General features: G+C 33.3%; 19 protein-coding genes. 8 read left to right on the top strand and 11 right to left on the bottom strand.

The window, feature by feature from the left end:
- Positions 1–209 precede the first annotated feature (209 nt).
- The 4 genes from FN795_RS16535 (at position 210) to FN795_RS16520 (ending at position 5,962) form a co-directional block, all read left to right on the top strand.
- The gene (locus FN795_RS16535) at positions 210–3,014 is read left to right on the top strand and encodes a TonB-dependent receptor (RefSeq protein WP_142451669.1); all 2,805 of its coding nucleotides are present in this window, start codon (positions 210–212) and stop codon (positions 3,012–3,014) included.
- A gap of 199 nt (positions 3,015–3,213) precedes the next feature.
- Entirely contained in the window at positions 3,214–4,401 is a 1,188-nt protein-coding gene (locus FN795_RS16530) for a hypothetical protein (RefSeq protein ID WP_142451668.1), read from the top strand.
- 106 nt (positions 4,402–4,507) lie between these two features.
- Positions 4,508–4,846, top strand: a complete 339-nt coding sequence (locus tag FN795_RS16525; RefSeq protein WP_142451667.1) for a T9SS type A sorting domain-containing protein — start codon at positions 4,508–4,510, stop codon at positions 4,844–4,846.
- Positions 4,847–4,981: 135 nt separating this feature from the next.
- Entirely contained in the window at positions 4,982–5,962 is a 981-nt protein-coding gene (locus FN795_RS16520) for a LuxE/PaaK family acyltransferase (protein WP_154275365.1), read from the top strand.
- 186 nt (positions 5,963–6,148) lie between these two features.
- On the opposite strand, the gene tyrS is transcribed toward FN795_RS16520, so the two are convergent.
- Positions 6,149–7,444 carry a tyrosine--tRNA ligase gene (gene tyrS / locus FN795_RS16515; protein WP_035653317.1) on the bottom strand — a complete coding sequence of 432 codons (1,296 nt, stop codon included), beginning with the start codon at positions 7,442–7,444 and terminating at the stop codon, positions 6,149–6,151.
- Between the two features lie 145 nt (positions 7,445–7,589).
- Between tyrS and FN795_RS16510 the strand changes: the two genes are divergently transcribed.
- A complete protein-coding gene (locus FN795_RS16510; protein WP_142451664.1) occupies positions 7,590–8,591 on the top strand; it encodes an NAD-dependent epimerase/dehydratase family protein in 1,002 nt (333 codons plus the stop codon).
- 4 nt (positions 8,592–8,595) lie between these two features.
- On the opposite strand, the gene FN795_RS16505 is transcribed toward FN795_RS16510, so the two are convergent.
- The 3 genes from FN795_RS16505 to FN795_RS16495 are packed head-to-tail and all read right to left on the bottom strand — an operon-like array spanning position 8,596 to position 11,152.
- Positions 8,596–9,066, bottom strand: coding sequence for a DUF4296 domain-containing protein (locus FN795_RS16505; protein ID WP_142451662.1), 471 nt, complete (start codon positions 9,064–9,066; stop codon positions 8,596–8,598).
- Between the two features lie 9 nt (positions 9,067–9,075).
- On the bottom strand, positions 9,076–10,416 hold the full coding sequence (locus FN795_RS16500) for a dihydroorotase (RefSeq protein ID WP_142451660.1): 1,341 nt from the start codon (positions 10,414–10,416) through the stop codon (positions 9,076–9,078).
- A 10-nt stretch (positions 10,417–10,426) separates the two neighbouring features.
- Positions 10,427–11,152 (bottom strand): polyprenol monophosphomannose synthase, encoded by a 726-nt coding sequence (locus FN795_RS16495; protein ID WP_142451658.1) that lies wholly within the window; start codon positions 11,150–11,152, stop codon positions 10,427–10,429.
- A gap of 107 nt (positions 11,153–11,259) precedes the next feature.
- On the opposite strand from FN795_RS16495, the gene FN795_RS16490 reads away from it, so the two are divergent.
- From FN795_RS16490 to FN795_RS16480, 3 genes are all read left to right on the top strand, one after another.
- Positions 11,260–11,949 carry a DUF4271 domain-containing protein gene (locus tag FN795_RS16490; RefSeq protein ID WP_142451656.1) on the top strand — a complete coding sequence of 230 codons (690 nt, stop codon included), beginning with the start codon at positions 11,260–11,262 and terminating at the stop codon, positions 11,947–11,949.
- Positions 11,950–11,963: 14 nt separating this feature from the next.
- Positions 11,964–12,713, top strand: a complete 750-nt coding sequence (locus FN795_RS16485) for a uroporphyrinogen-III synthase (protein WP_035653304.1) — start codon at positions 11,964–11,966, stop codon at positions 12,711–12,713.
- 193 nt (positions 12,714–12,906) lie between these two features.
- Positions 12,907–13,377: an Lrp/AsnC family transcriptional regulator gene (locus FN795_RS16480; protein WP_035653302.1), complete on the top strand. Its 471-nt coding sequence runs from the start codon at positions 12,907–12,909 to the stop codon at positions 13,375–13,377.
- A gap of 390 nt (positions 13,378–13,767) precedes the next feature.
- Here FN795_RS16480 and FN795_RS16475 read toward each other — a convergent pair whose 3' ends face one another.
- The 7 genes from FN795_RS16475 to FN795_RS16445 form a co-directional block, all read right to left on the bottom strand.
- Positions 13,768–14,454 carry a zinc metallopeptidase gene (locus tag FN795_RS16475; protein ID WP_142451733.1) on the bottom strand — a complete coding sequence of 229 codons (687 nt, stop codon included), beginning with the start codon at positions 14,452–14,454 and terminating at the stop codon, positions 13,768–13,770.
- A gap of 128 nt (positions 14,455–14,582) precedes the next feature.
- The gene (locus tag FN795_RS16470) at positions 14,583–15,176 is read right to left on the bottom strand and encodes a DUF485 domain-containing protein (RefSeq protein ID WP_142451654.1); all 594 of its coding nucleotides are present in this window, start codon (positions 15,174–15,176) and stop codon (positions 14,583–14,585) included.
- Entirely contained in the window at positions 15,163–15,636 is a 474-nt protein-coding gene (locus FN795_RS16465) for an RNA polymerase sigma factor (RefSeq protein ID WP_142451652.1), read from the bottom strand. Before FN795_RS16465 ends, FN795_RS16470 begins: the two co-directional genes overlap by 14 nt.
- A 5-nt stretch (positions 15,637–15,641) precedes the next feature.
- Positions 15,642–16,487: an alpha/beta fold hydrolase gene (locus tag FN795_RS16460; protein WP_142451650.1), complete on the bottom strand. Its 846-nt coding sequence runs from the start codon at positions 16,485–16,487 to the stop codon at positions 15,642–15,644.
- Positions 16,488–16,971: 484 nt separating this feature from the next.
- Positions 16,972–19,887, bottom strand: a complete 2,916-nt coding sequence (gene leuS, locus FN795_RS16455; protein ID WP_142451648.1) for a leucine--tRNA ligase — start codon at positions 19,885–19,887, stop codon at positions 16,972–16,974.
- A 150-nt stretch (positions 19,888–20,037) separates the two neighbouring features.
- A complete protein-coding gene (locus tag FN795_RS16450) occupies positions 20,038–21,546 on the bottom strand; it encodes a toxin-antitoxin system YwqK family antitoxin (protein WP_142451646.1) in 1,509 nt (502 codons plus the stop codon).
- A 4-nt stretch (positions 21,547–21,550) separates the two neighbouring features.
- A complete protein-coding gene (locus tag FN795_RS16445) occupies positions 21,551–23,170 on the bottom strand; it encodes a WG repeat-containing protein (RefSeq protein ID WP_142451645.1) in 1,620 nt (539 codons plus the stop codon).
- Between the last annotated feature and the right edge of the window lie 108 nt (positions 23,171–23,278).

Raw genomic sequence — 23,278 nt, 5'->3', positions numbered from 1 at the left:
ACATCAAATTTCATTTGTTATTATTTGATGTTTTTTATTTCACAGCGTAAAGATAGTAACAAAATAACCGTTAAAAATTACGGTTAACGGTAATTTAATTTGGTAACAATTTGATAATCTTGACAACACAAAAACATAACAAGTGCCTAACATGAACTTTACAATGCGTGTCTTTCTTTGCACCAAAATAAATTAAACACAACACTGAAATGAAATTCAATTTAAAATTTCTATTAATCACATTATTTATCTGTTCGATTTCGATCGCGCAAAACAAAGGTACGATTTCTGGTGTATTAACCGACAAAGAAACTAATAATGAAGTACTTCCTTTTGCAAATGTTTTATTAAAAGGAACAAACATTACTGCCAACACTGACATTGACGGAAAATATTCGTTGACTGTAAATCCTGGAACTTATACTATTATTTTTAGTTTCGTAGGATATGAATCTGTAGAAAAACCTGTTACTGTAAAAGCTGGTGAAACAATCACTGTTAACCAAGTACTTTCATCAGGAAGTTATACTCTTAAAGATGTTGTTGTAAAATCGACAGCAAATAAAGAAAAAGAAACTGCTCTTTTATTAGACCAAAAAAATGCTGTTGTAATCAAACAAAGTATTGGTGCACAGGAAATGTCTAGAAAAGGTGTAAGCGATGTTGAAGAAGGTTTGACAAAAGTAACCGGAATTACAAAAGTAGGTTCAAGAGGAATATTTGTTCGTGGTCTTGAAGATCGTTACAACAACTTATTGATCAATGACCTTGCTGCTCCTTCAAACAGTCCATACTCAAAAATTGTTCCGCTTGATTTGTTCCCAACAAATATTGTAGGTGTAATTGATGTTTACAAAACTTTCAACCCAAACATTTACGGAGATTTTGCTGGAGGAACTTTTAATATTCAAACTTCAAAACCAACAAAAAACATTACTAAAATAAATCTTGGAGCAGGATATACAACTGGAAACAGCTTTAAAGATTTCTTGCTTTCTGGAGATGCAGATTCTGCTGCAGGATTCTTTGGATTTAATGGAAAAGACAGAGAGTTACCAAGTTTCTTAGGCGAAACTGCCGGAAGAACAACTTTCACGACAGATCAGGCATTAAATTCTGTAAGTGGAGATAAAGGTTTTAACGTAAACAAAAGCAAAAGCCCGCTTAACTCAAGTTTCAATTTTCTACACGCAGAAAAATTTGACTTAAGCAATAACCGCAACGTTTCTTATTTATTATCTCTTAATTTTGATAATAGCTTTGCAGTTAGAGAAGGTGTTAACAGAACACTACAAACACTTGGTGATAAATACAACAATGATTTCATCAATACTGAATATCGTTTCAAAACCAGTACTTCTGCTTTAGTAGGTGTAAATTATTCAGCTGAACGATACAAATTATCTTTCAACACTTTATACTTAAAAACAACATTAAACTCGATTTTAGATCAATACGGAGTTTTAAGTAATAATGGTGTTAAAAACAACTTTATTCGTACGAATCAATTGGACAAAACAGATTACTTAAATGCTCAATTATTAGGTGAATACAATTTGACAGAAGATAAAAACCAAACTTTAAAAGGTGGTGTATCTTATGCAAATACTAAATATGGTCAACCGGACAGAAAATTCTACACTGGTACTCAAGAAGCTGACAACCAAATCAACACTTCATATGGAGGTAACAACTTCTTACGTCAGTATTTATCTGTAGATGGAAATGTATATGTTTCTGGGTTATTAGAATACAACTTGAAATTTGGAAAAGACAAACAAAACAAATTGACTGTTGGTTATAACGGAAATTTTTCTAAAATGGAATCTTCTTACCGTTTCGTAGCAAGTTATGGTGGTACTTTCTCATCAAATGACATCAACAATATCGATTCTAAAATCACTAGCGACATCAACAGCAATGCGGTTTTCTTTGCAGAAAGTTCAAACACAACATACAAAGTAAAACTTAATGAAAGCGCAAATGCAGGATATGCAAACTTATTCTGGAAATTCGCTGACAAGTTTGAACTTAATGGAGGTTTAAGAGTTGAAAACACTATTAAAGAAACATACTTCAGAACTTTAGGTTCTTTTGATGATCCATTCAAAAAGAAAACATACAACAATCTTTATGTTTTGCCTTCTGTAAACTTGAAATACTTAATGACAGAAACATCTAATATTCGTTTCGCGGCAAGTAAAACATACACAAAGCCAGTTGTAATGGAATCTTTCCCGATCTCATACATCAATGCTGATAATACTTCTACACAAGGTAACTCATTATTGAAAAATAGTGACAACTATAATGTTGATTTGAAATACGAATTATTCCCAACAGCTAAAGAAATGGTAACTTTTGGAGTATTTGGAAAATATATTGATAATCCAATCGAAAGAACATTTATTGCAAATGCAACTTCTGGAACTGTAACTACTTTCTTAAATTCAGACAATGCAACTTTATACGGAGCAGAAGTTGAATTCCTTTTAGGACTAAACAGAATTAGCGACAAGTTAGAGCATTTCTCTTTCGGATTAAACGCTTCTTTGATGTCAACAAAAGTAAATGTTGCTAAAACTTACGAATCTCAGGATGAGGACGGAGTTGTTACTATCAAAAATTCTATTGAAACACACCAAACAAGATCATTGCAAGGTGCATCAGATTGGTTAGTGAATTCTGATTTAAAATATGAATTTACTTTAGGTAAAGATTGGACAAACACTATGTCTCTTGTTTATGGTGTATTCGGAAAAAGAATTTATGCAGTAGGAACAAACGGTCAGGACAATACTTATGAATTACCAGTATCTCAATTAGACTTTGTTTGGGGAAGTAAAATCTCAGACCATTTTGATGTGAAATTTACAGCAGACAACTTAATAAACCCTGCAAGACAATTAGAATTTGGAAACAACGGAACAGTAAAAGTTGATGAACCATCTTTATTAGCAAACAGCTACAAAAAGGGTGTAGGATTCTCAGTTAAAGTTGGCTACACATTCTAATATTAAGAACATAACAAACTTAAAAGCTCCAGATATCTGGAGCTTTTTTTATGGCTACAATTTGCAAAGATTCACTTAACATTCTCTTCACATTTTAGTCAATTTTTGATAACTGTAATGTAATGTTGAGATAACACCTTAAAAAGATTAACCTCATAATTTTGACAAAAATAAAAACGAATAATACAACACAAAAACTATGAAAACTAAAATTCTTGCTTTAGCACTTGCTACAGGTTTATTTTTTAATTCTTGCTCAAGCAGTGACGATCCAACTCCTGCACCGACACCTGCTACAGGCGAAATTACAGGTCCAATTACTGCTAACAAATCTTATGCTTACGGTAACTACACTTTAAAAGGAATTGTAAAAATCAATTCTGGTGTAACTGTTACTTTTGATGCAGGATCTACAATCACTATAGACAAAGCTACCGGAGACAACGCTTTAGTTGTTTTGAACGGAGGAAAATTAATCATCAACGGAACTGCTGACAAACCAGTTGTTTTTACAGAAAAATCTAAAGTTCCAGGTTCTTGGGGAGGTATCATCATGTACGGTGATGCACCTGCAAAAGTTGCTGGAGGAGGAACTTCTTCTACTTCTGAAGACGGAAACAATATCTCTTACGGAGGATCAAATGCAACTCACAATGGTGGTTCATTAAACTATGTTAGAGTTGAGTACGCTGGTTCTAAATTAGCTGACGGACAAAAAGAAAACAACGCTTTCACATTCTACTCTGTAGGTTCTGGAACAACTTTAGATCACTTAGTAGCTTACAAAGGTGCTGACGACGGATTCGAATTCTTCGGAGGAACTGTAAGTATGACAAACGCTATCTCTTATGGTAACTATGATGATGCTTTTGACTGGCAAGATGGATGGCAAGGTACTACTAATACAAACTGGTATGCTTACCAAACTGGAAAAGGAAACTACGGAATGGAAATCGAAGCATCTGCAAATGACAATGCTTTCGGACCAAAAGTTTCTAACATTACTTTAAAAAGAGAAGCTGGAAACGTTCCTGAAGTTGGAGACAACCAAGTTGATGCTTTCCAATTCAAAAGAGAAGGTAACGGTGAATACAGCAACATCATTGTTGATGGATACGGAAACTTCACAACTGGAACTACAACTTACCAAGGTGCTGTAGTAAGTATCTTAGATGCTGCAACTAACACACACCAAGTAAACACATCTAAAATTAAAGTTTTAAATGTAAAAATTTCTAACACTACAAGTGTAATACCAGTTGCTGGTGCTGCAGGCTTTACTGTTGCTTTCCCAGCTGGAACTTTCACTACAAGTGCTACAGCTACTGGAGCTTCATTAACTGCTGGAGCTTGGGCAACTGTTGACGGTGCAAACTTGATCAAATAATTTACTTCGAACATAAATTGTTAAAAACATCCTAAATATTTAGGATGTTTTTTTTTGGCGTAATTTTTGTAATTTTTTTTGTATATTTACGTATCAAATAAATGCGATGGCAAAAAACTACTTTTATATTACATTCTTATTGGCTTTTTTCTTTACTGTAAGTGTCTCGGCGCAAGACAGTAAACAATTACCAAAACCTCAAGAGTCTACTTCTATTGAGGGTCTAAGCTTGTATCCTAACCCTGTTATTAACGGAAAAGTATATATTTCGACCAAAAATGATCTTGAAAAAGAAATAATCATTTTTGATCTTCTTGGCAAAAAAGTACTCCAGACACATTTAAGTTCGCGAGAATTGAACGTTTCAGATTTGGTTCCAGGCGTTTACATCATCAAAATAAGTGAAGAAAATGCATCCGCAACCCGAAAACTGATTATCAGATAAATATAAAAAAAGCTCCTTCTTGGGAGTTTTTTTAGTTTTCAGTCACTGTCTCACTTTTCAGTTAAACTAAACCCAAAAACCGTGGTCGAAAACTGAGACTAAAAACTAAAAACAATATCTTTGCAAAAAAAAGTTTTGATTACAGCCAGCGATATCTTTACCATTTCAAGTCAGAAACAATTTGAAAAAATAGCACTAAAAGTGTTTCGTTTTCAGCACGAGAACAACAAAGTATATCGTGATTTCTGTGACTTTTTAAATGTAAATCCGCAACAGGTAAAAACATTGAAGCAAATTCCGTTTTTGCCAATCCAGTTTTTCAAAACTCATAAAGTAGTTTCTAATTCAGATTTCCCACAAGTTACTTTTACAAGCAGTGGAACAACCGGAATGGTCACAAGCCGACATTTAGTTACCGATGTTTCACTTTACGAAGAAAGTTATCGCCAGGGATTTTCTCAGTTTTACGGCAATATTGAAGATTATGTCGTTTTAGCCCTTTTACCGTCTTATTTAGAGCGCGAAGGCTCTTCGTTGATTTACATGGTAGAAGATCTTATAAAACTCTCTAATCAGCCTGAAAGTGGGTTTTATTTACACAACCACGAAGAACTTACCCAGAAGCTAATCCAATTAGATAATGCCGGACAAAATGTAATTTTGATTGGCGTTACATACGCACTCTTAGATTTAATCGAAAAACATCAGTTTCAGCTTCAAAATACCATTATAATGGAAACTGGTGGAATGAAAGGAAAACGCAAAGAAATGATTCGCGAAGAATTACACGAAATTTTATGCAAAGGTTTTGGTGTTTCTTCAATTCATTCTGAATATGGAATGACCGAACTTCTTGCACAAGCTTATTCATTAGGAGACGGTATTTTTGAATGTCCATCTTGGATGAACATTTTAGTTCGTGATCCTGAAGATGCGCTTACCTATGTGAATGACGAAAAAACAGGCGGAATCAATGTTATCGATTTGGCGAACATCAATTCATGTTCCTTTATTGCAACCCAGGATTTAGGCAAAAAATATCCCAACAACTCTTTCGAGGTATTGGGACGTTTTGATAATTCTGATATTCGTGGTTGTAACCTTATGGTTCTTTAAAGGTTTAACCGTTAATTTGGTTAATCGTTTAATTGCAAAAAACCGATCGATAAAAAAAATATTTTCATTATTAGAAATCTCAAAAAAAATCCCAATAACTCTTCGAGGTATTGGGATTTCATATATCTAGATTTAACTTTGCAAAAATCGATTAAACAATTAACCGATTAAACAGTTAAACAAAATTTAAACAGTTCTTATCACAAAATAGTTTTTCTTTCCACTTTGTAATAACACGAATTGATTATTAATTAAATCATTTGCTGTCAAAACAAAATCTTCTTTGATTTTTTCTCTGTTTACCGAAATTGAATTTGCCGTTAAAGCTCTTCTCGCTTCTCCGTTTGATTTAAAAAAACCAGTTTTTTCGTTTAAAACCGTAATAATGTCTAATCCATTTTCTAAATCTGCTTTTGCGATTTCAGCTTGCGGAACACCGTCGAAAACTTCCAAGAAAGTCTTTTCATCCAATTTCTTTAAATCTTCAGCAGTTGAATTTCCGAACAAGATATTCGAAGCTTGAATTGCTTTTTCCAACTCTTCTTTGCTATGAACAAAAATCGTGATTTCTTCAGCTAATTTCTTCTGTAAAACTCTTAAATGTGGAGCAGCTTGATGTTCAGCGATTAAAGCATCAATAGTTTCTTTATCCAAGAAAGTAAAGATTTTAATATATTTTTCAGCATCTGCATCTGTAGCATTTACCCAAAATTGGTAAAATTTGTAAACAGAAGTCTTATCGGCGTCAAGCCAAACATTTCCACCCTCAGATTTACCAAATTTAGATCCGTCCGCTTTTGTAATTAATGGAGTTGTCAAGGCAAAAGCTTTTGCATTTTCCCCACCCATTCTGCGCACTAATTCCGTCCCTGTGGTAATATTTCCCCATTGGTCAGAACCTCCCATTTGCAAAAGGCAGTTGTTATTTTTATATAAATGATAAAAATCGTATCCCTGAATTAATTGATAAGTAAATTCTGTGAAAGACATTCCTTCTCCCTCTCCGTTAATTCTTTTTTTAACCGAGTCCTTCGCCATCATGTAATTTACAGTGATTCGTTTTCCAACTTCACGTGCAAAATCAATAAACGAGAATTCCTTCATCCAGTCATAGTTGTTTACCATAATTGGACCATTTGGTTCGTTTGAATTAAAGTCTAAGAAACGAGACAAAACACTTTTGATTCCGGCAACATTTTTAGCCAAAGTTTCTTCGTTCAACAGATTTCTTTCGTCAGATTTTCCAGATGGATCGCCAATCATTCCGGTCGCGCCACCCACAAGAGCAACTGGCTGATGACCAAAATTCTTTAAATGAACCAATAAAATAATCTGAACCATACTGCCAATGTGCAGCGAATCTGCCGTTGGATCAAAACCAATATAAGCCGATGTTACCTCTTTTAGCAATTGTTCTTCCGTTCCTGGCATGCTATCATGGTACAAACCGCGCCATTTTAATTCTTCAACTAGATTCTTCATTTTTTAAATATTTTGCGCAAATATAATCAATGACAATGGCAATATCAAAAAGCAATCACAATATCAATGCATAAAAACTTTGAACCTCTGCAACTTTGTCTCTTTGCTCCTTTGCTCCTTTCAACCAAAAACTTATCTTTACAAAATGGTATTAGTAACAGGAGGAACAGGTTTAGTAGGCTCACATTTATTACTTCATTTACTTGAAAATGGAGAAAATGTTCGGGCTATTTACCGCAATAAAAGTGGTATCCAAAAAACAAAATCGGTTTTTGAACTTTATCAAAAAGACGATTTATTTGAAAAAATAGAATGGCTTGAAGCCGATATTTTAGACGTTCCTTCTCTCGAAATTGCTTTTGAAAACATCAATTATGTTTACCACTGCGCCGCTTTAATTTCATTTGACCCAAAAGATGAAGATGCGCTTCGAAAAACCAATATTGAAGGAACTGCCAATATGGTCAATTTTTCGATTGCCCGTGGAATAAAAAAATTCTGTTTTGTAAGTTCTATTGCGGCTTTAGGAGATTTGGCTTCTCATGAAAAAGAAATCACTGAAGAAACCGACTGGAATCCTGAAAAACCACACAGTGATTATGCTATTTCTAAATATGGTGCCGAAATGGAAGTTTGGCGCGCTGTTCAGGAAGGTTTGGATATTGTAATTGTAAATCCGGGTGTGATTTTAGGTCCAATTCCGAAAACGAAAGACGCACAACAAGGAAGTGCCGAATTATATGTGAAAGTTAGAAACGGACTTCCATTTTATACACTAGGAAGCACAGGTTTCATCACCGTTGACGACGTTGTCAAAATCGCATATCAACTAATGAAAAGCGACATCAAAAACGAGCGTTTCACACTAATTGCCGAAAATGTAGTTTTTAAAGATATTCTTGATACGATTGCTGTAGCTCTAAAAGTCAAAAAACCACATATTCACGCAAAACCGTTTTTAATGAATTTCCTTTGGATGGCCGATGGTGTGTTTTCGACTATATTCTTCCAAAAAAGACGCCTTACCAGAGCAACAGCAAAATCTTCATACACTAAAGATTTGTATTCGAACCAAAAAATAAAAACCGCTCTAGGAACGGTTTTTCAAGATGTACACGAGTACATTATAAATATTTCAAAACTCTAACTTGTTATCGATCTAAAAGTTTTTGCCTACCGTTCGGATTAACATTTGCAGGGTTTGATGCACTTTTTAAAGAATCTTTAGGTTTTTCAATTGCTTTCTTTTTAGCTGCTTTAGCCGCTTTTTTCTCTTCTATCTTAAGAATTGAATCTGTAGCTCTTTCCTGAACAGCCAATCGCTTGCCCAATTCATCAAACATGTCCTTATACGTTTCATAATCTGCTGCGTAATAAATATTGCTTTGAGCAAACTGCAGACTATCCACTTTATATTTTTTAAGAATAAATTTTTTCGGATCAGATTCAACCGAATCTAATGAAAGCGGATTTTGATATTTGATTGCTTCCAAAAGAGACAAATCATACATAATATCAACCATTTTCCCTTTCTCAATAAGTCCTTTTGGCTCTTTTACAAGCTCTTTTTTGCAACTTACAGAAAGAAACAAAACCAATATTATAAATACAAAATTCTTCATTTCCTTTTTTTATCTGTCAAATAATAATCTTTTTCCAGCGCGTACATCTTTTACTTTGAAATTGTTATAAACCATTTCTCCGTTCACAAAAGTATGTGTGATTCTAGATTTGAAAGCCATATTCTCAAAAGGCGACCAACCGCATTTGTATAAAATATTATCCGAATTTACACTCCAAGGCAAACTTGGATTTACAATTACTAAATCGGCATAATATCCTTCTTTGATAAAACCTCTTTTTTCGATTTTGAAAATTTTAGCCGGATTGTGACACATTTTCTCCACAATTTTCTCCACACTGATTTTTCCCTGATGATGAGCTTCAAACATTGCAACTACTGCATGCTGCACAAGCGGACCTCCAGATGGTGCTTTCAAATAAGATTGCTGTTTTTCTTCTTTTGTATGAGGTGCGTGATCTGTTGCAATAACATCAATTCGGCCATCATTCAAAGCTTTCCAAAGTTCAGCACGATCTTCAGCAGTTTTAACAGCTGGATTCCATTTTATGTAATTCCCTTTTGTTTTGTAATCTTCATCAGTAAACCAAAGATGGTGCACACAAACCTCAGCAGTAATTTTTTTATCTTCTAACGGAATTTTATTCGTAAACAATTCCATTTCCTTAGCAGTCGAAAGATGAAAAATATGAAGTCTTGCTCCTGTCTTTTTTGCTAAAGCAACTGCTTTTGAAGAAGAAATATAACAAGCTTCAGCACTTCTAATCAAGTGATGCGCCGTTACCGGAATATCCTCTCCATATTGTTCTTTAAATTTCGCTAGATTATTTTGAATTGTAGTTTCATCTTCGCAATGAACCGCAATTAACATTGGAGTACTTGAGAAAATTTTCTCCAAAGTCTCTTCTCTGTCAACCAGCATATTTCCAGTTGAAGAACCTAGAAAAATCTTAATTCCGGCAACATTTTTTGGATTTGTTTTTAGAACTTCTTCCAAATTATCATTTGTTGCTCCCATCATAAACGAATAATTCGCAAATGATTTTTGAGCTGCAATCTGGTATTTTTCTTCTAATATTTCCTGAGTAACCGCATTCGGAACCGTATTTGGCTGTTCAATAAAAGAGGTAATTCCTCCTGCAACTGCCGCTCTCGATTCTGATTCAATATCACCTTTGTGCGTTAATCCCGGTTCTCTAAAATGAACCTGATCATCAATCGCCCCTGGAATTAAATAATTCCCTTCGGCATCAATTACTTTGCAATCTGAAGTTTTTAGGCTGATGCTGTCTGAAACCTCAACAATCAAATCATTTTCGATCAATACATCACCTTCAAAAATTGATCCTTCGTTTACAATTTTAGCGTTTTTTATTAAAATCCTGTTCATCGCCTTTTGTTTATAATGTATTGAATAATTTTTTTAATCGAAGAGAAATCACACCGAGAATAGCTTCCTTAATAATGGCGTTGCTCATTTTAGAAACTCCTTTTGTTCTGTCTGTAAAAATAATTGGAACTTCAGTTATCTCAAATTTACCACAATAAGTTCGATATTTCATCTCAATTTGAAAAGCATATCCAACAAATTTGATTTTGTTCAGATTAATTTTTTCCAAAACCTCTCTTTTATAACAAACAAAACCTGCCGTAGCATCGTGAATTTTCATTCCGGTTATAAACTTAACATAAACCGAAGCAAAATACGACATCAAAACACGACTTAATGGCCAGTTTACGACATTCACACCCGTAACATAACGAGATCCAATAGCTAAATCGGCGCCTCCAAAATGACAAGCGTCAAATAATTTTTCAAGATCATTTGGGTTGTGTGAAAAATCGGCATCCATTTCAAAAATAAAATCATATTTGCGCTCTAGTGCCCATTTAAAACCATGAACATAGGCTGTTCCCAAACCTGATTTTTTTGCTCTTTTTTCCAAAAATAATTTACCAGGATATTCTTCCTGCAATGCAATTACTTTATTTGCAGTATGATCTGGAGAATTATCATCAATAATTAAAAGATGAAAAGATTTATGTTGCGAAAGAACAGCTCTCACTATACTTTCGATGTTTTCAATTTCGTTATAAGTAGGAATTATGACAATGCTATCACTCATTTTTTTCTCGGTAATTTCACCGCAAAAGTAAACTTTTTATAGCATTTGCTTCATAATAAATCTATAATAAAACTATTGAAATAAAAAATTACTAATTTTGTGACACTATGATTGAACACCTTCATCCACGAATTATTGAAAACAAAGACTGGGCAACTGCTTTATTTGTCCTGACTTTTGCTGTTGTTGCGATAACAAAATCTGCTTACGAAACCCGATTCTCTGAATTCAGTAAGCTTATTTTTTCTGATAAATATGCCAAAATCTACCGTGACAACAGCCACATGAAAAGCAGTTTTACGGTTGGATTATTTTTTGTTCAAATTATCTCGTTTGCCTTTTTTATTCAATTGGCGATGCATATTTTTTCAGAGAATTCAAAAGCCGCAGAAATTGTCCTAAAAACCGACTGGATTTTATTTATTCAGATTGCAACATTCCTTCTTTATTTTATTTTGGCGAAATATTTAGTCGAGAAAATTGTTGCAACTTCCTTTAATATCGAAGAATTTGTTGATCTTTTTAACTTACAAAAAGTCACTTATCGAACTTATATTGGCGTTTTATTGCTTCCTATCAACGCGGTTTTATTTTATTATGACAATATTCCGAGCATTGTTCCGTTGGCAATCATAGGTATTTCGCTGTGTATAAGTATATACTCCTATTTTATTTCAATTAAAACGTATCAAAATGCAATAATCAGCAAGTTATTTTATTTTATTTTATATCTTTGCGCTCTTGAAATAGCCCCTTATTATTTTCTCTATTATTGGATAACAAAAGGGAGTGCTTAGAAAATGTTTATAATATGAAAGTGAAAACAATTTTGGTGTCACAGCCTGAACCTAAAGTGGAGAATTCTCCTTACTTTGAGCTCCAACAAAAACACAAAATAAAAATTGATTTCAGACCATTTATTCATGTGGAAGGGGTTAGCGCAAAAGAGATTCGATTACAAAAAATCGATCTTAATCATTACACTGCGATCATTTTAACAAGTCGAAATGCTGTAGATCATTTTTTTAGAGTGGCTGATGAAATGCGTTACAAAGTTCCAGAAGGATTGAAATATTTTTGTCAATCTGAGGCTGTTGCATTTTACCTTCAAAAGTATGTTGTGTACAGAAAACGTAAAATTTACGTTGGAGCAAAAGATTTTGCAGACTTATCTCCGCTAATCAAAAAGTACAAAGACGAGAAGTTTTTACTTCCTGCATCTGACCAGTTAAACGCAGATGCTCCTGTAACACTAAACAACTTAAAAGTTGATTGGGCACAGGCTATTTTTTACAGAACTGTAATGAGTGATTTGTCTGATTTGGCAGATGTTTATTATGATGTTTTGGCATTTTTTAGCCCAACAGGAATTAAATCTTTGTTTAAAAATTTCCCTGATTTTAAACAAAACAACACCAGAATTGCCGTATTTGGAAGCACAACTCAAAAAGAAGCTTTAGATCATGGTTTAAGAATTGACATTCTTGCTCCAACTCCTGAAACTCCTTCTATGACAATGGCTTTAGAAAAATACATCGCCGAAGCAAACAAAGGAAAATAACCTAAGAATAAAAATATACAATTTTTTAAAATCCAAATTCCAACTTAATCACTTGGGATTTGGATTTTTTGTTTTATAACAATCCTTCGATTTTAGAATTTCATTATTGGAATTTCATTATTCAGAGCCTTTTAACTACATTTGATTTCTATTTAAAACCCAAATCACAAAAAATAGTTTCAAATTTTAAGTTATGAAAATTAATTCCCTAATAATTGAAATTGACGGTATCGACAAAGAGATTCTTCGTTATTTAATGGACGATGCCCGAAAACCGATATTACAAATCGCCAACAAAATTGGCATTTCAGGCGCTGCAATTCATCAGCGATTAAAAAAACTCGAGCAATCTGGCGTTATTTCAGGATCAAAATTCACTGTAAATCCAAAAGTTTTAGGCTACAATACAATGGCATTTATTGGAGTTTATCTGGACAAAGCTTCCCGAAACTCAGAAGCCGTAAAAGAATTGAGAAAAATCCCCGAAGTTTTAGAATGTCATTACACAACAGGAAACTGGTCAGTTTTGATTAAAATTATTTGCCGCGATAATGAACATTTAATGTCGCTTTTAAATAATAAAATCCAAGCTATTGAAGGCGTTTCGAGAACAGAAACTTTTATATCGCTAGATCAGCAGATTGACAGACAAATTCAATTGTAAATTAGAAAATTTGTCAATTTAATAATTAGATAATTCCAACATGCTAACAAACCTTCGAACCGAATACAAAACTTTATTATTCTACAGCATTTATTTCATTACTACATTCATATTTGATAAAATAGATCGAGGCGGACCATGCACACCGGGAATGGGCGGCATATTATTTTTACTTTCAATCCCTATAAGTCTGATTTATGTTTTTGTATTAATTTATAAACTATATAAATTTGGTGAAAAACAGTATCAAAATAGCATTTTTATAATCACGGCAATCTGGATCTTAATATTTTTTATTTTAAAATATAAAATACTATAAAAAACAAAACCCGACAGATTTTTAAAACCTGTCGGGTTTGCCATAAATTATCTAATTGACTAATTATCAAATTAATTCCTCCTACTTCCCGAATAAATCGAGATATAATACAACAATGTCGCAATTGATCCAATAGCTGCAACCACATAAGTTCTTGCCGCCCATTTTAAAGCATCTTTTGCCCCTGCTTGTTCTTGTTGTGTCAACATGTGCTTATTTTCAAGCCATGCCAACGCTCTGTTGCTCGCATCATATTCAACTGGTAATGTAATGATCGAAAATAAAGTTGTTGCCGCAAAAAGCACAATTCCCACTAACAATAATTGCGGAAAAGCTTTAATCATCAAGATTCCTGCAAGTAAAATCCACTGCATGAAATTTGACGCGACATTTACAATCGGAACTAACTTTGAACGCATTGTAAGCCATTCATATCCGACAGAATGTTGCACCGCATGTCCACATTCGTGCGCTGCAACAGCCGCTGCTGCCGCGTTTCGATGATTGTAAACCGCTTCACTTAAATTTACTGTTTTGTCTGACGGATTATAATGATCGGTTAATTGTCCCGGAGTCGAAATAACACGAACATCTCTAATTCCGTTATCAGCAAGCATTTTTTCGGCGATTTCTTTTCCGCTCATTCCATTTTGCAATTGCAATTTAGAATACAATTCGAATTTGCTTTTAAGTTTTGAACTCACCATCCAGCTAAACAACATTATAGCTCCGGCAAGTAATAAATATCCACCTCCCATATTTGTATTTTTTTGATTGATTTTTAAAGTTACAAAATCAATCACAATTTATGAACCATTTTAACAAAATGACATTTTGACATTTTTCAGAACAAAAAAAGCTTTACAATACTGCAAAGCTTTCCGATTTAAGACTCTAATTGATTATTTACCTCTTCAAACTTTTCAATTAGACTGTTTATTTTTGATTGTTGTTTTTTAATTTGTTTTGGACGAATATAAAACCAATTAAACAAAATCCACAGCAAAGTGATTCCGTAAGTCAAACTCGCGCCTAAAACACTCATTCTGCTTGCGTATTCATACATATAAAGACAAATTCCCGCTGTTAAAAGCAAAAAGTACAAACTCATCATATTCGTCTGTAAAAATTGTTGCTTCTTTTGAATAAAAACTAATTTTTGAAGATATTCCTGATTCGTCTGTGTTGCATCAATGTCTTTATAATTGCTGAATAATTTATTCGAAACAAAGAGATAAATCACCATTGCAAGTATCGTTAAAACAATTCCGATTTTGGTCGAAATAAATTGCGGCTGATAATAAATCCATATAAAAATTATAAAAGCACTGGTTGCAAAAAGCATAATATTTGTCATCCATAAACTACGCAAAGATGCTTTTTTAAATTTGCTTAATCTAGAAAGCAAATCCTGCATATCAGGCTGACTTACGGTTTGTTTTTTCCATAAATCGTTGAAGTTTATATTATTGTTTTCCATTTTCTTTAAATTTTTGAGTCAATTTTTCTTTAATTCTGTGAATCTTCACCCTTACATTTGCTTCTGAAAGACCAACGATTTTGGCAATTTCAGCTTGCTTAACTTCTTCTAATTCCAAAGAAATAATGATACGATCGGTTTCTGGCAATTCGGCGATGCATTTATACAAAAACTGAATCTGTGGTTCGATCGATTGTTGTTTTTCCTCAGAAAGATGAACCGGCAATTCTGATTTCGGAAAACGTTTTTGTTTTTCAATCTGTCTCAAACAATTATTAGAAGCAATTCTAAAAATCCAGGTTCCAATAGCCGATTCGTTTCTAAAAGTGTCCAACTTTTGCCAAACAATTATAAATGTTTCCTGAGCCAAATCCTGCGCAATGTCATAATCATTGACAAAACCCATGCAAAGCCTGAATATTCGATCCCAATATGTTTTGTAGATTTGTTCAAATTCCATTCTTATTATTTTATAAAAGTGTTTAATTGTGCCAAATACCAATCTTTGTCATCATACATAATAAAATGAAGACCTTTGTTTGCATATTGAAAATTGGCTGTTTTTAAATTTTTATATTGCTCTTCAATTGCTGGTTTTAAATTTATAAAATAAGACTCTAATAATATTAACGACGGACATTTAATCTGTGCGATTTTCGCTCTTAAATCGGTATTTGAAAAATCACAATACATTTGTCCGAATGTTTTTCTGTCTGATTTTACACTCCAATCCACTACCATATCCATTTTTGAAGCATCTGCCAAAAGTCTTGGCATTGTTTTTTTCTGCATTTCAAGAAATTGAACATCAGTCATTCCGATCATTTGATTCACGGTTGCAGCGCAATCATTATTTTCTTTTGATTTGAAAGACGGGTCCATTAGTGCAGCCATACACGGAAGCGCATCAACAACTACAATTTTTCCAATTAATTCTGGATAATCAGCTGCAATGGCAAGCGCCAATCCGCCACCCATGCTATGACCAATAAGAATTGGTTTTACGATTTTGTTTTCTTTGATATAATTAGCGATTTCTGTTTTCCAATTTTCAAATGAAGGATTTTCTTGTGGTTTTGCTCCTGCAAATCCGGCCATTGTAAGTGTGTAACAAGTGAAATCTTTTTCGAAAGCAGTTTTGGTTTCGTTCCAAACTTCGCCAGAAGAAGCAAATCCGGGAATGAAAATTATGGATTGTTTTCCTTTTCCGGTTTTAAGAACTTCGAAAGAATATGATTTTGTTTGTGCAAAAACATTTAGACATAATGCTGAGAATAAGAATGCGATAATTAAGATGATATACTTTTTCATTTTTAATAGTTTTAAGTTGTTAATTTAATCGGATCCGTCCTTTTGATACGGCAACTATTAAAATGTTACAAAAGTTTTTAAAATTTTAATTATTAAATTTCAAATTCCAATGTTGGTACGGGTTTTTAACCGCAAAGTGCGCATCCCGATAGCTATCGGGATCCGCAAGGAACGCTAGGCTTTTTTTGCTCGCAAAGACGCTAAGTCGCAAAGTTTTTTTCACAATCTTGTCATCTCGAGGGACGAGAAATCTCCGCGAGTAGCTCCGCAATCAAAATCGCCAATCTTTGTTGAGTTACTTGTGGAGATTTCTCCTTCGTCGAAATGACAAACAGTACTTATTGTCAGTCTGAGCGAAGTCGAAGACCCACAAAGATTGTCAAAAATAATTCGTGAATTCGTAGCGGAAAAAAACTTCACAAAAAAAATCCCAAACTCCAATCGTAAAATTGGAATTTGGGATTTTTATATTGGAATTTTAAAATTATCCTACAAGGTTGATAATTTTTCCAGGAACGATAATCACTTTATTTGGTGTTCTACCGTCTAATTGTTTTTGTGTTCTTTCGTCTTTCATTACGATTTCTTCGATTTGTGCTGCGGTTAAATCCAAAGGCAATTCGATTGTGAAACGCATTTTTCCGTTGAAAGAAACTGGATATTCTTTATTTGTTTCAACCAAATGACTTGCCTCAAAAATTGGGAACGCTACTTCAGAAATTGAAGTTGTATGCCCTAATTGTGACCATAATTCTTCTGCGATATGCGGTGCGTATGGCGAAACCAAAATTGCTAATGGTTCTAAAATCGCTCTTGAATGACAGTTTTGAGAAGACAATTCATTTACACAAATCATAAATTGAGAAACAGAAGTATTGAAAGAGAAATTCTCGATATCTTCTGCTACTTTTTTGATGGTTTTGTGCAATGATTTTAAGTTGTCTTTTGTTGGTTCGTCGTTGTTTACGATTAAACCATTATCATCAAAATACAATCTCCATAATTTTTTCAAGAAACCAAAAACTCCTGAAATACCAGCAGTATTCCAAGGTTTTGCCTGCTCTAACGGACCTAAGAACATTTCGTACAAACGCAATGTATCAGCACCGTATTCTGCACAAATATCATCTGGAGTTACTACATTATAATATGATTTCGACATTTTTTCGACTTCACGACCTACAATGTATTTTCCGTTTTCATCTAAAATAAATTCTGCCGTATTGAAATCTTCTCTCCAGGCTTTGAACTTTTCGATATTCAATTCATCCGAAGAATTTACAAAATGAACATCAACGCGAATTGGCTGTACATTTTGACCTTCAATTTTATTTTTAGACACAAAAGTATTTGTTCCTTCCAATCTATAAACATAAGCCGTCGTACCTAAAATCATTCCCTGATTAATCAGTTTTTTGAACGGTTCTTCAGTTGGAGCAAAACCTTTGTCTTTTAAAAATTTATTCCAGAAACGAGAATACAATAAATGACCCGTTGCGTGTTCGCTTCCTCCGATGTATAAATCTACATTTTCCCAGTAAGCTAGAGCTTCTTTACTTGCAAATTCATTTTCGTTATGCGCATCCATGTAACGCATCCAATACCATGAACTTCCCGCCCAACCTGGCATAGTGTTCAATTCTAAAGGAAAAATCGAAACATTGTCAACTAAATCTGTATTGACAACTTTGTTTTGTTTTGTATCCCAAGCCCAAACTGCCGCATTTCCTAATGGAGGCAAACCGTCTTCGGTTGGTAGATATTTCTCTACTTCTGGTAAAATAATTGGCAAGTGTTGTGTATCGATCATTTTAGGCAATCCATTCACATAATAAACTGGAAACGGTTCACCCCAATAACGTTGACGAGAGAAAACAGCATCACGCAAACGGTAATTTGTTTTTCCGGTCCCTTGTCCAATTTTCTCCAAAGCCGTAATGGCAGCCTGAGTAGCATTTTTATAATTTAATCCGTTTAAGAAATCAGAATTTGCGATTTCAACGTTATCTTTTGATCCGTAAGCTGCTTCAGAAATATCAACATTAGCGAAGATATTTTTGATTTCAGACATTCCCTTCTGACCTTTAAAGAAATTAGCAAAAGCGTAATCTCTTTCATCTCCACAAGGAACCGCCATTACAGCGCCCGTTCCATAACCAGCCAGAACATAATCACCAATCCAAACTGGAATAGCTTCTTTTGTAAATGGATGTTCAGCATAAGCTCCGGTAAATACTCCAGAAATAGTTTTTACATCGGCCATGCGCTCACGCTCAGAACGTTTTGCTGTTTTTTCGATATACGCTTCAACAGCTTCTTTTTGTTCTGAAGTTGTAATTTTAGCTACCAAATCATGTTCTGGTGCCAAAGTCATAAAAGTAACTCCAAAAATAGTATCAGGACGAGTTGTGAAAACCTCGATAAAATTTGTTTCAGGTTTCATGTTTAAAGTTTCATCACTTTGCGCATCAACCTGAGACTTGAAACTTGAAACTTGAAACTTAACTAAAGCCCCAACCGATTTCCCTATCCAGTTTCTTTGAGATTCTTTTATAGACTCACTCCAGTCAATATCATTTAAACCTTGAAGCAAGCGTTCGGCATAAGCAGAAATTCGCATACTCCATTGTGTCATTTTTTTTCTTATAACAGGAAAGCCTCCACGTTCCGAAACTCCGTTTACAATTTCGTCATTTGCCAAAACAGTTCCTAAGCCAGGACACCAGTTTACTTCGGTTTCTGCCAAATAGGTCATTCTGTATTGCAGCAAGATTTTTTCTTTTTGATCTTCAGAATAAGCGTTCCATTCGTCAGCGGTAAAAATCGCTACGTTGTCATCGCAAACGGCTTCAACTAATTTATTTCCTTCTCCTTCAAAAACTTTTACAAGCTCAGAAATTTCAAAAGCTTTTCCTTGTTTTCTGCAATACCAAGAGTTGAACAATTGGATAAAAATCCATTGTGTATGTTTGTAATAATCTGGGTTTGACGTACGAACTTCACGAGCCCAGTCAAATGAGAATCCGATTTTATCTAATTGTTTTCTGTAACCGGCAATTTGTTTTCCTTCTTTATCTACACCACCGTCAATATTTACACGTGTTGTATCTTCCGGACGCTGTCCTGTCTGAATTGCATATTGTTCTGCCGGCAATCCGAAACTGTCGTAACCCATTGGATGCAAAACATTGAAACCTTGATGTCTTTTGAAACGAGAATAAACATCTGAAGCTATATAACCCAGCGGGTGCCCAACATGCAGTCCTGCTCCAGAAGGATACGGAAACATATCGAGAACATAATGTTTTGGTTTTTCAGAGTTATTTTTTGCTGCAAAAGTTTGATTTTCTGCCCAATATTTTTGCCATTTGGCTTCAATTTCGTTTGGATTGTACTTCATTTCTAAGTGACTAAGATTCTAAGTTACTAAGGTTCTAAGCTTTTCACTAAATTAATTAAGCCGCAAATTTACATTTATTGTATGAAACTTAAAACTTTAGGCATTATTAACTTTAATAAATAAAAATTGCTGTTTAAATTGAGTGATTTCCTATTTATTGAGTTTTTCAAACTCTTCTTTTGTTACTTTTTTACTTTGAAAATAATAAATCTCTTCTGTGGTGTTTGTTTTACTACTGTAAACAGTTGTCAACCCATGCCATTTTCCATTTTTCAGATGTTTTATTACATATCCTCCATCAGCATTATAATTAGAGTTGACTATTTGCTCTCCTTTGTCATTGTACTCTATTTCTGTGTCAAGATATATTTTATTTTCTTTACTTGTCCTGTAAGTTTTATGAGTCCCAATTGGTGTACCAGTCAATTCCCATTTGTTTTCACAAAGTAATTTTTTCTGGTTATCAAAATATCGAACTGCCATTCTTCTACCATCCTTGCTAAAATCAGTTTCTTTATATACTGTTCCTTCAGGGTAATACTCCTTTTCATTTTTTCTGATATCATTTTCATATAAGGATTCTATTTTTAAAACTCCTGTTTTTTGATCAAAAGACTTTGATATTCCATTTCTTTTACCGTCTTGGTATTGTGTCGATTCGATAAGAATTCCATTTCTAAACTCTTTACTAGTTCCTTCCAACTTATCATTTACATATATCTTTTCTGAAGCTACAACTCCTGATCTTTCATAATCTTTCCAAACTCCAGTTTTCAATCCGTCTTGATCATAATATTCTTCAGAAATAAGTGTTTTATCAAAAAAATAACGTTTATGTTCTCCTACGCTTTTTCCAAATTTATATTCATTTTTATAAAGAAATTCTCCATTCGGATTATAATATTCCTCAAAACCGTTTTTATCACCAAAATAGTATGGTGTTTTAATCTTTAATTTTCCCGTTTCAGGATAATAATCTTTAAGATCACCGTGTAATTGTTTACCGTCGAAAATAGAAAACTCTGAAAGCAACTTATTATCAGCATAATATCTTACATTACCTTTTTTAAGATCGTTTGGATAGTAATAAACTCCATTTTCATAAGAAATCTTTAATTCTCCTTTTAAGATGCCAGCAACATAATTCCCTTCAATAATAATATCATGTCGTTTGGGAATAGTTAATCTGCGTAGACCTTCTTTGAGATTATTTTTATAGTTAGTCTCTAAGACCAAATCATTTCTGTCATTAAAAACTTTAGCAATTCCGTTTGCTTTTCCATTTTTATATTCAATTTCCTGAAAAATCTTTCCTTTTTCCTGAAAAATCTTCTTTGTTCCGTCCAGCAGTCCATTTTTATACCCGGACTCTGAAAATGTTTTTCCGTTTATTAGGATCTTAACCGTTGTAACTTCTTTCTCTTTATTTATAATATATTCAATATTTTTTTCTTTATTTCTTTGTTTAAGATTTTCAATATCCGATAATTTATTCGGAAAATCGGCAGGATTTGCTTCCCATTCTGTATAAAAGAAATTATAAGCATCTTCTAAATTGGGCATACTGTTACTAAAACCAGAATAACCAGCATAACTTCTAGATTGTGAAAAGATTAAAGTGTTGAATAGTATAAAAAATATCGCTATTAGCTTTTTCATTTTATTAATTTTTAAAATACAATATTCCATTATCGCTCGCATAGCCAACAAGATTTTTATTCTCATCGACCAGTTCCAATAAATTAATGGTTTGTGTAATTCCTTCTGAACTTTCCCATTCTTTTTTTGGATAATTAAGCATAATATCTTTCAAAGGATAGTCAAAAAATACTGTTTTTTGATTCAATTCTTCACTATATTTCTGTATAATAAAACGATACTTATCGGCTTTTTTAACCTGAACAAGCGCTGCAGTTGAATTAGAACTTTGAAACTCTTTTATCTCATCATATTCGGGTTTTATAATTTCATGTCCACTATTCAGGACAATTCCATATTTATTTCCTGTTTTAACTACAAAAGTCTTGATACCATCATCATGCTTTAAAATTGATAATTTGAGTTCATCAAAATGAACGGGAAATAAAAGTTTTTGATCACTACTGTAAAAACTATATTTGAATTTATTCGTTTTTGCATCCTTATTTCCTACTGTAAAAACAAGTTTGTTGTTCTTTTGCTCATCATAAAACCAGGTTCCTTGTTTTGCAATTGTGTCAAATTCTACTAAATTTTTAGTTTTAGATGAAAACAAAACTCCTTTCTTATTATTCTTTTTATAAAAAACAATATTTTTAAAATAATTAACTGTATCGTTTTTTCTGTTAAGAGTTGTATAGTATTTTAATTCCATATCTCCAACTGGAACTTTTAACGGTACTGAAACTGTTTTCTTTGGGCCGTTATTTTTATCATTTTGAGCTAATAAAACAAGCTTATCATTTTCTATTTTAAACTCGTTTTGCATATATACCGGCTCTTTTACAACCGTAGATTTATTTTCTCCTGATCCTACAGGCTCATCAACCGTCAGCACATCACCAGTATCTCCTCTAACCACGTAATCTCCACTATAGCTTCCGCTACCGCTACCAGATTCTTGAGGACTCTTCTTCATAAAAAGTGCCATTAAATCTGCTTCATTTTTATAATACGTTTTAGATCTGGAACTCTTTTTTGGCAATTCTGAGAAATCCCATGTTTCAAGTGAAACTCCGTCGTTTTGTTTTCTTTTAACTTTGAAATTCACCTGTTTTATATCTTTTATTCTCAATAAATCCAAAGAGTAAACATCTTCATACAACCATTGCGAAATAGTTTTCGATGCCGGATCATAAATAAAAAGACTTTCTGTAAAATCTAAATTCAGAACATGAAAAAACTGAAATTTATTATCAAAATTCTCATTTACTATAATTTCAGTAATCGGGTGCGCCAGAATCGATTTACCATCTGATAAAATTACCTCTGTTTTCTTTTGTCCATTTTCTAATTTTACAGCAATATATAAATCGTTTTTTCGCGAAATAGATTCATAAACTGGAGGCAAAATTTCTTTTCCGTTAATGATCAAGCCTTTTCTACCTTTCACTTCAGAAATTAAAACTCTGTAATCTCCCCAAAAGGTATAAAACTGCACATTATCAAATTTTGGTTCTATCAGTAGTTTTGCTTCTGCATTACAAATGCCCCATTTTTTTCCGTCGCGATAAGGAATAGCAATTTCTTGAGCAAAACTTACATTGATAAGCAGTAAAAAAATAAATTGTAATTTTCTTTTCATATTAAAATTAAATAATCTCAAACAAAACTACATTTATTGTGCATTGTACCAAAGCTATTTTATTAGCAAAAAAATAAAACAACAAATTACTTATCTTAAATTAAGTAA

It is taken from the genome of Flavobacterium resistens, assembly GCF_900182645.1.
GTDB classification, from domain to species: domain Bacteria; phylum Bacteroidota; class Bacteroidia; order Flavobacteriales; family Flavobacteriaceae; genus Flavobacterium; species Flavobacterium resistens.
Note: the sequence above shows the minus strand (reverse complement) of the source record. Positions and strands in the feature narration are given on the sequence as shown.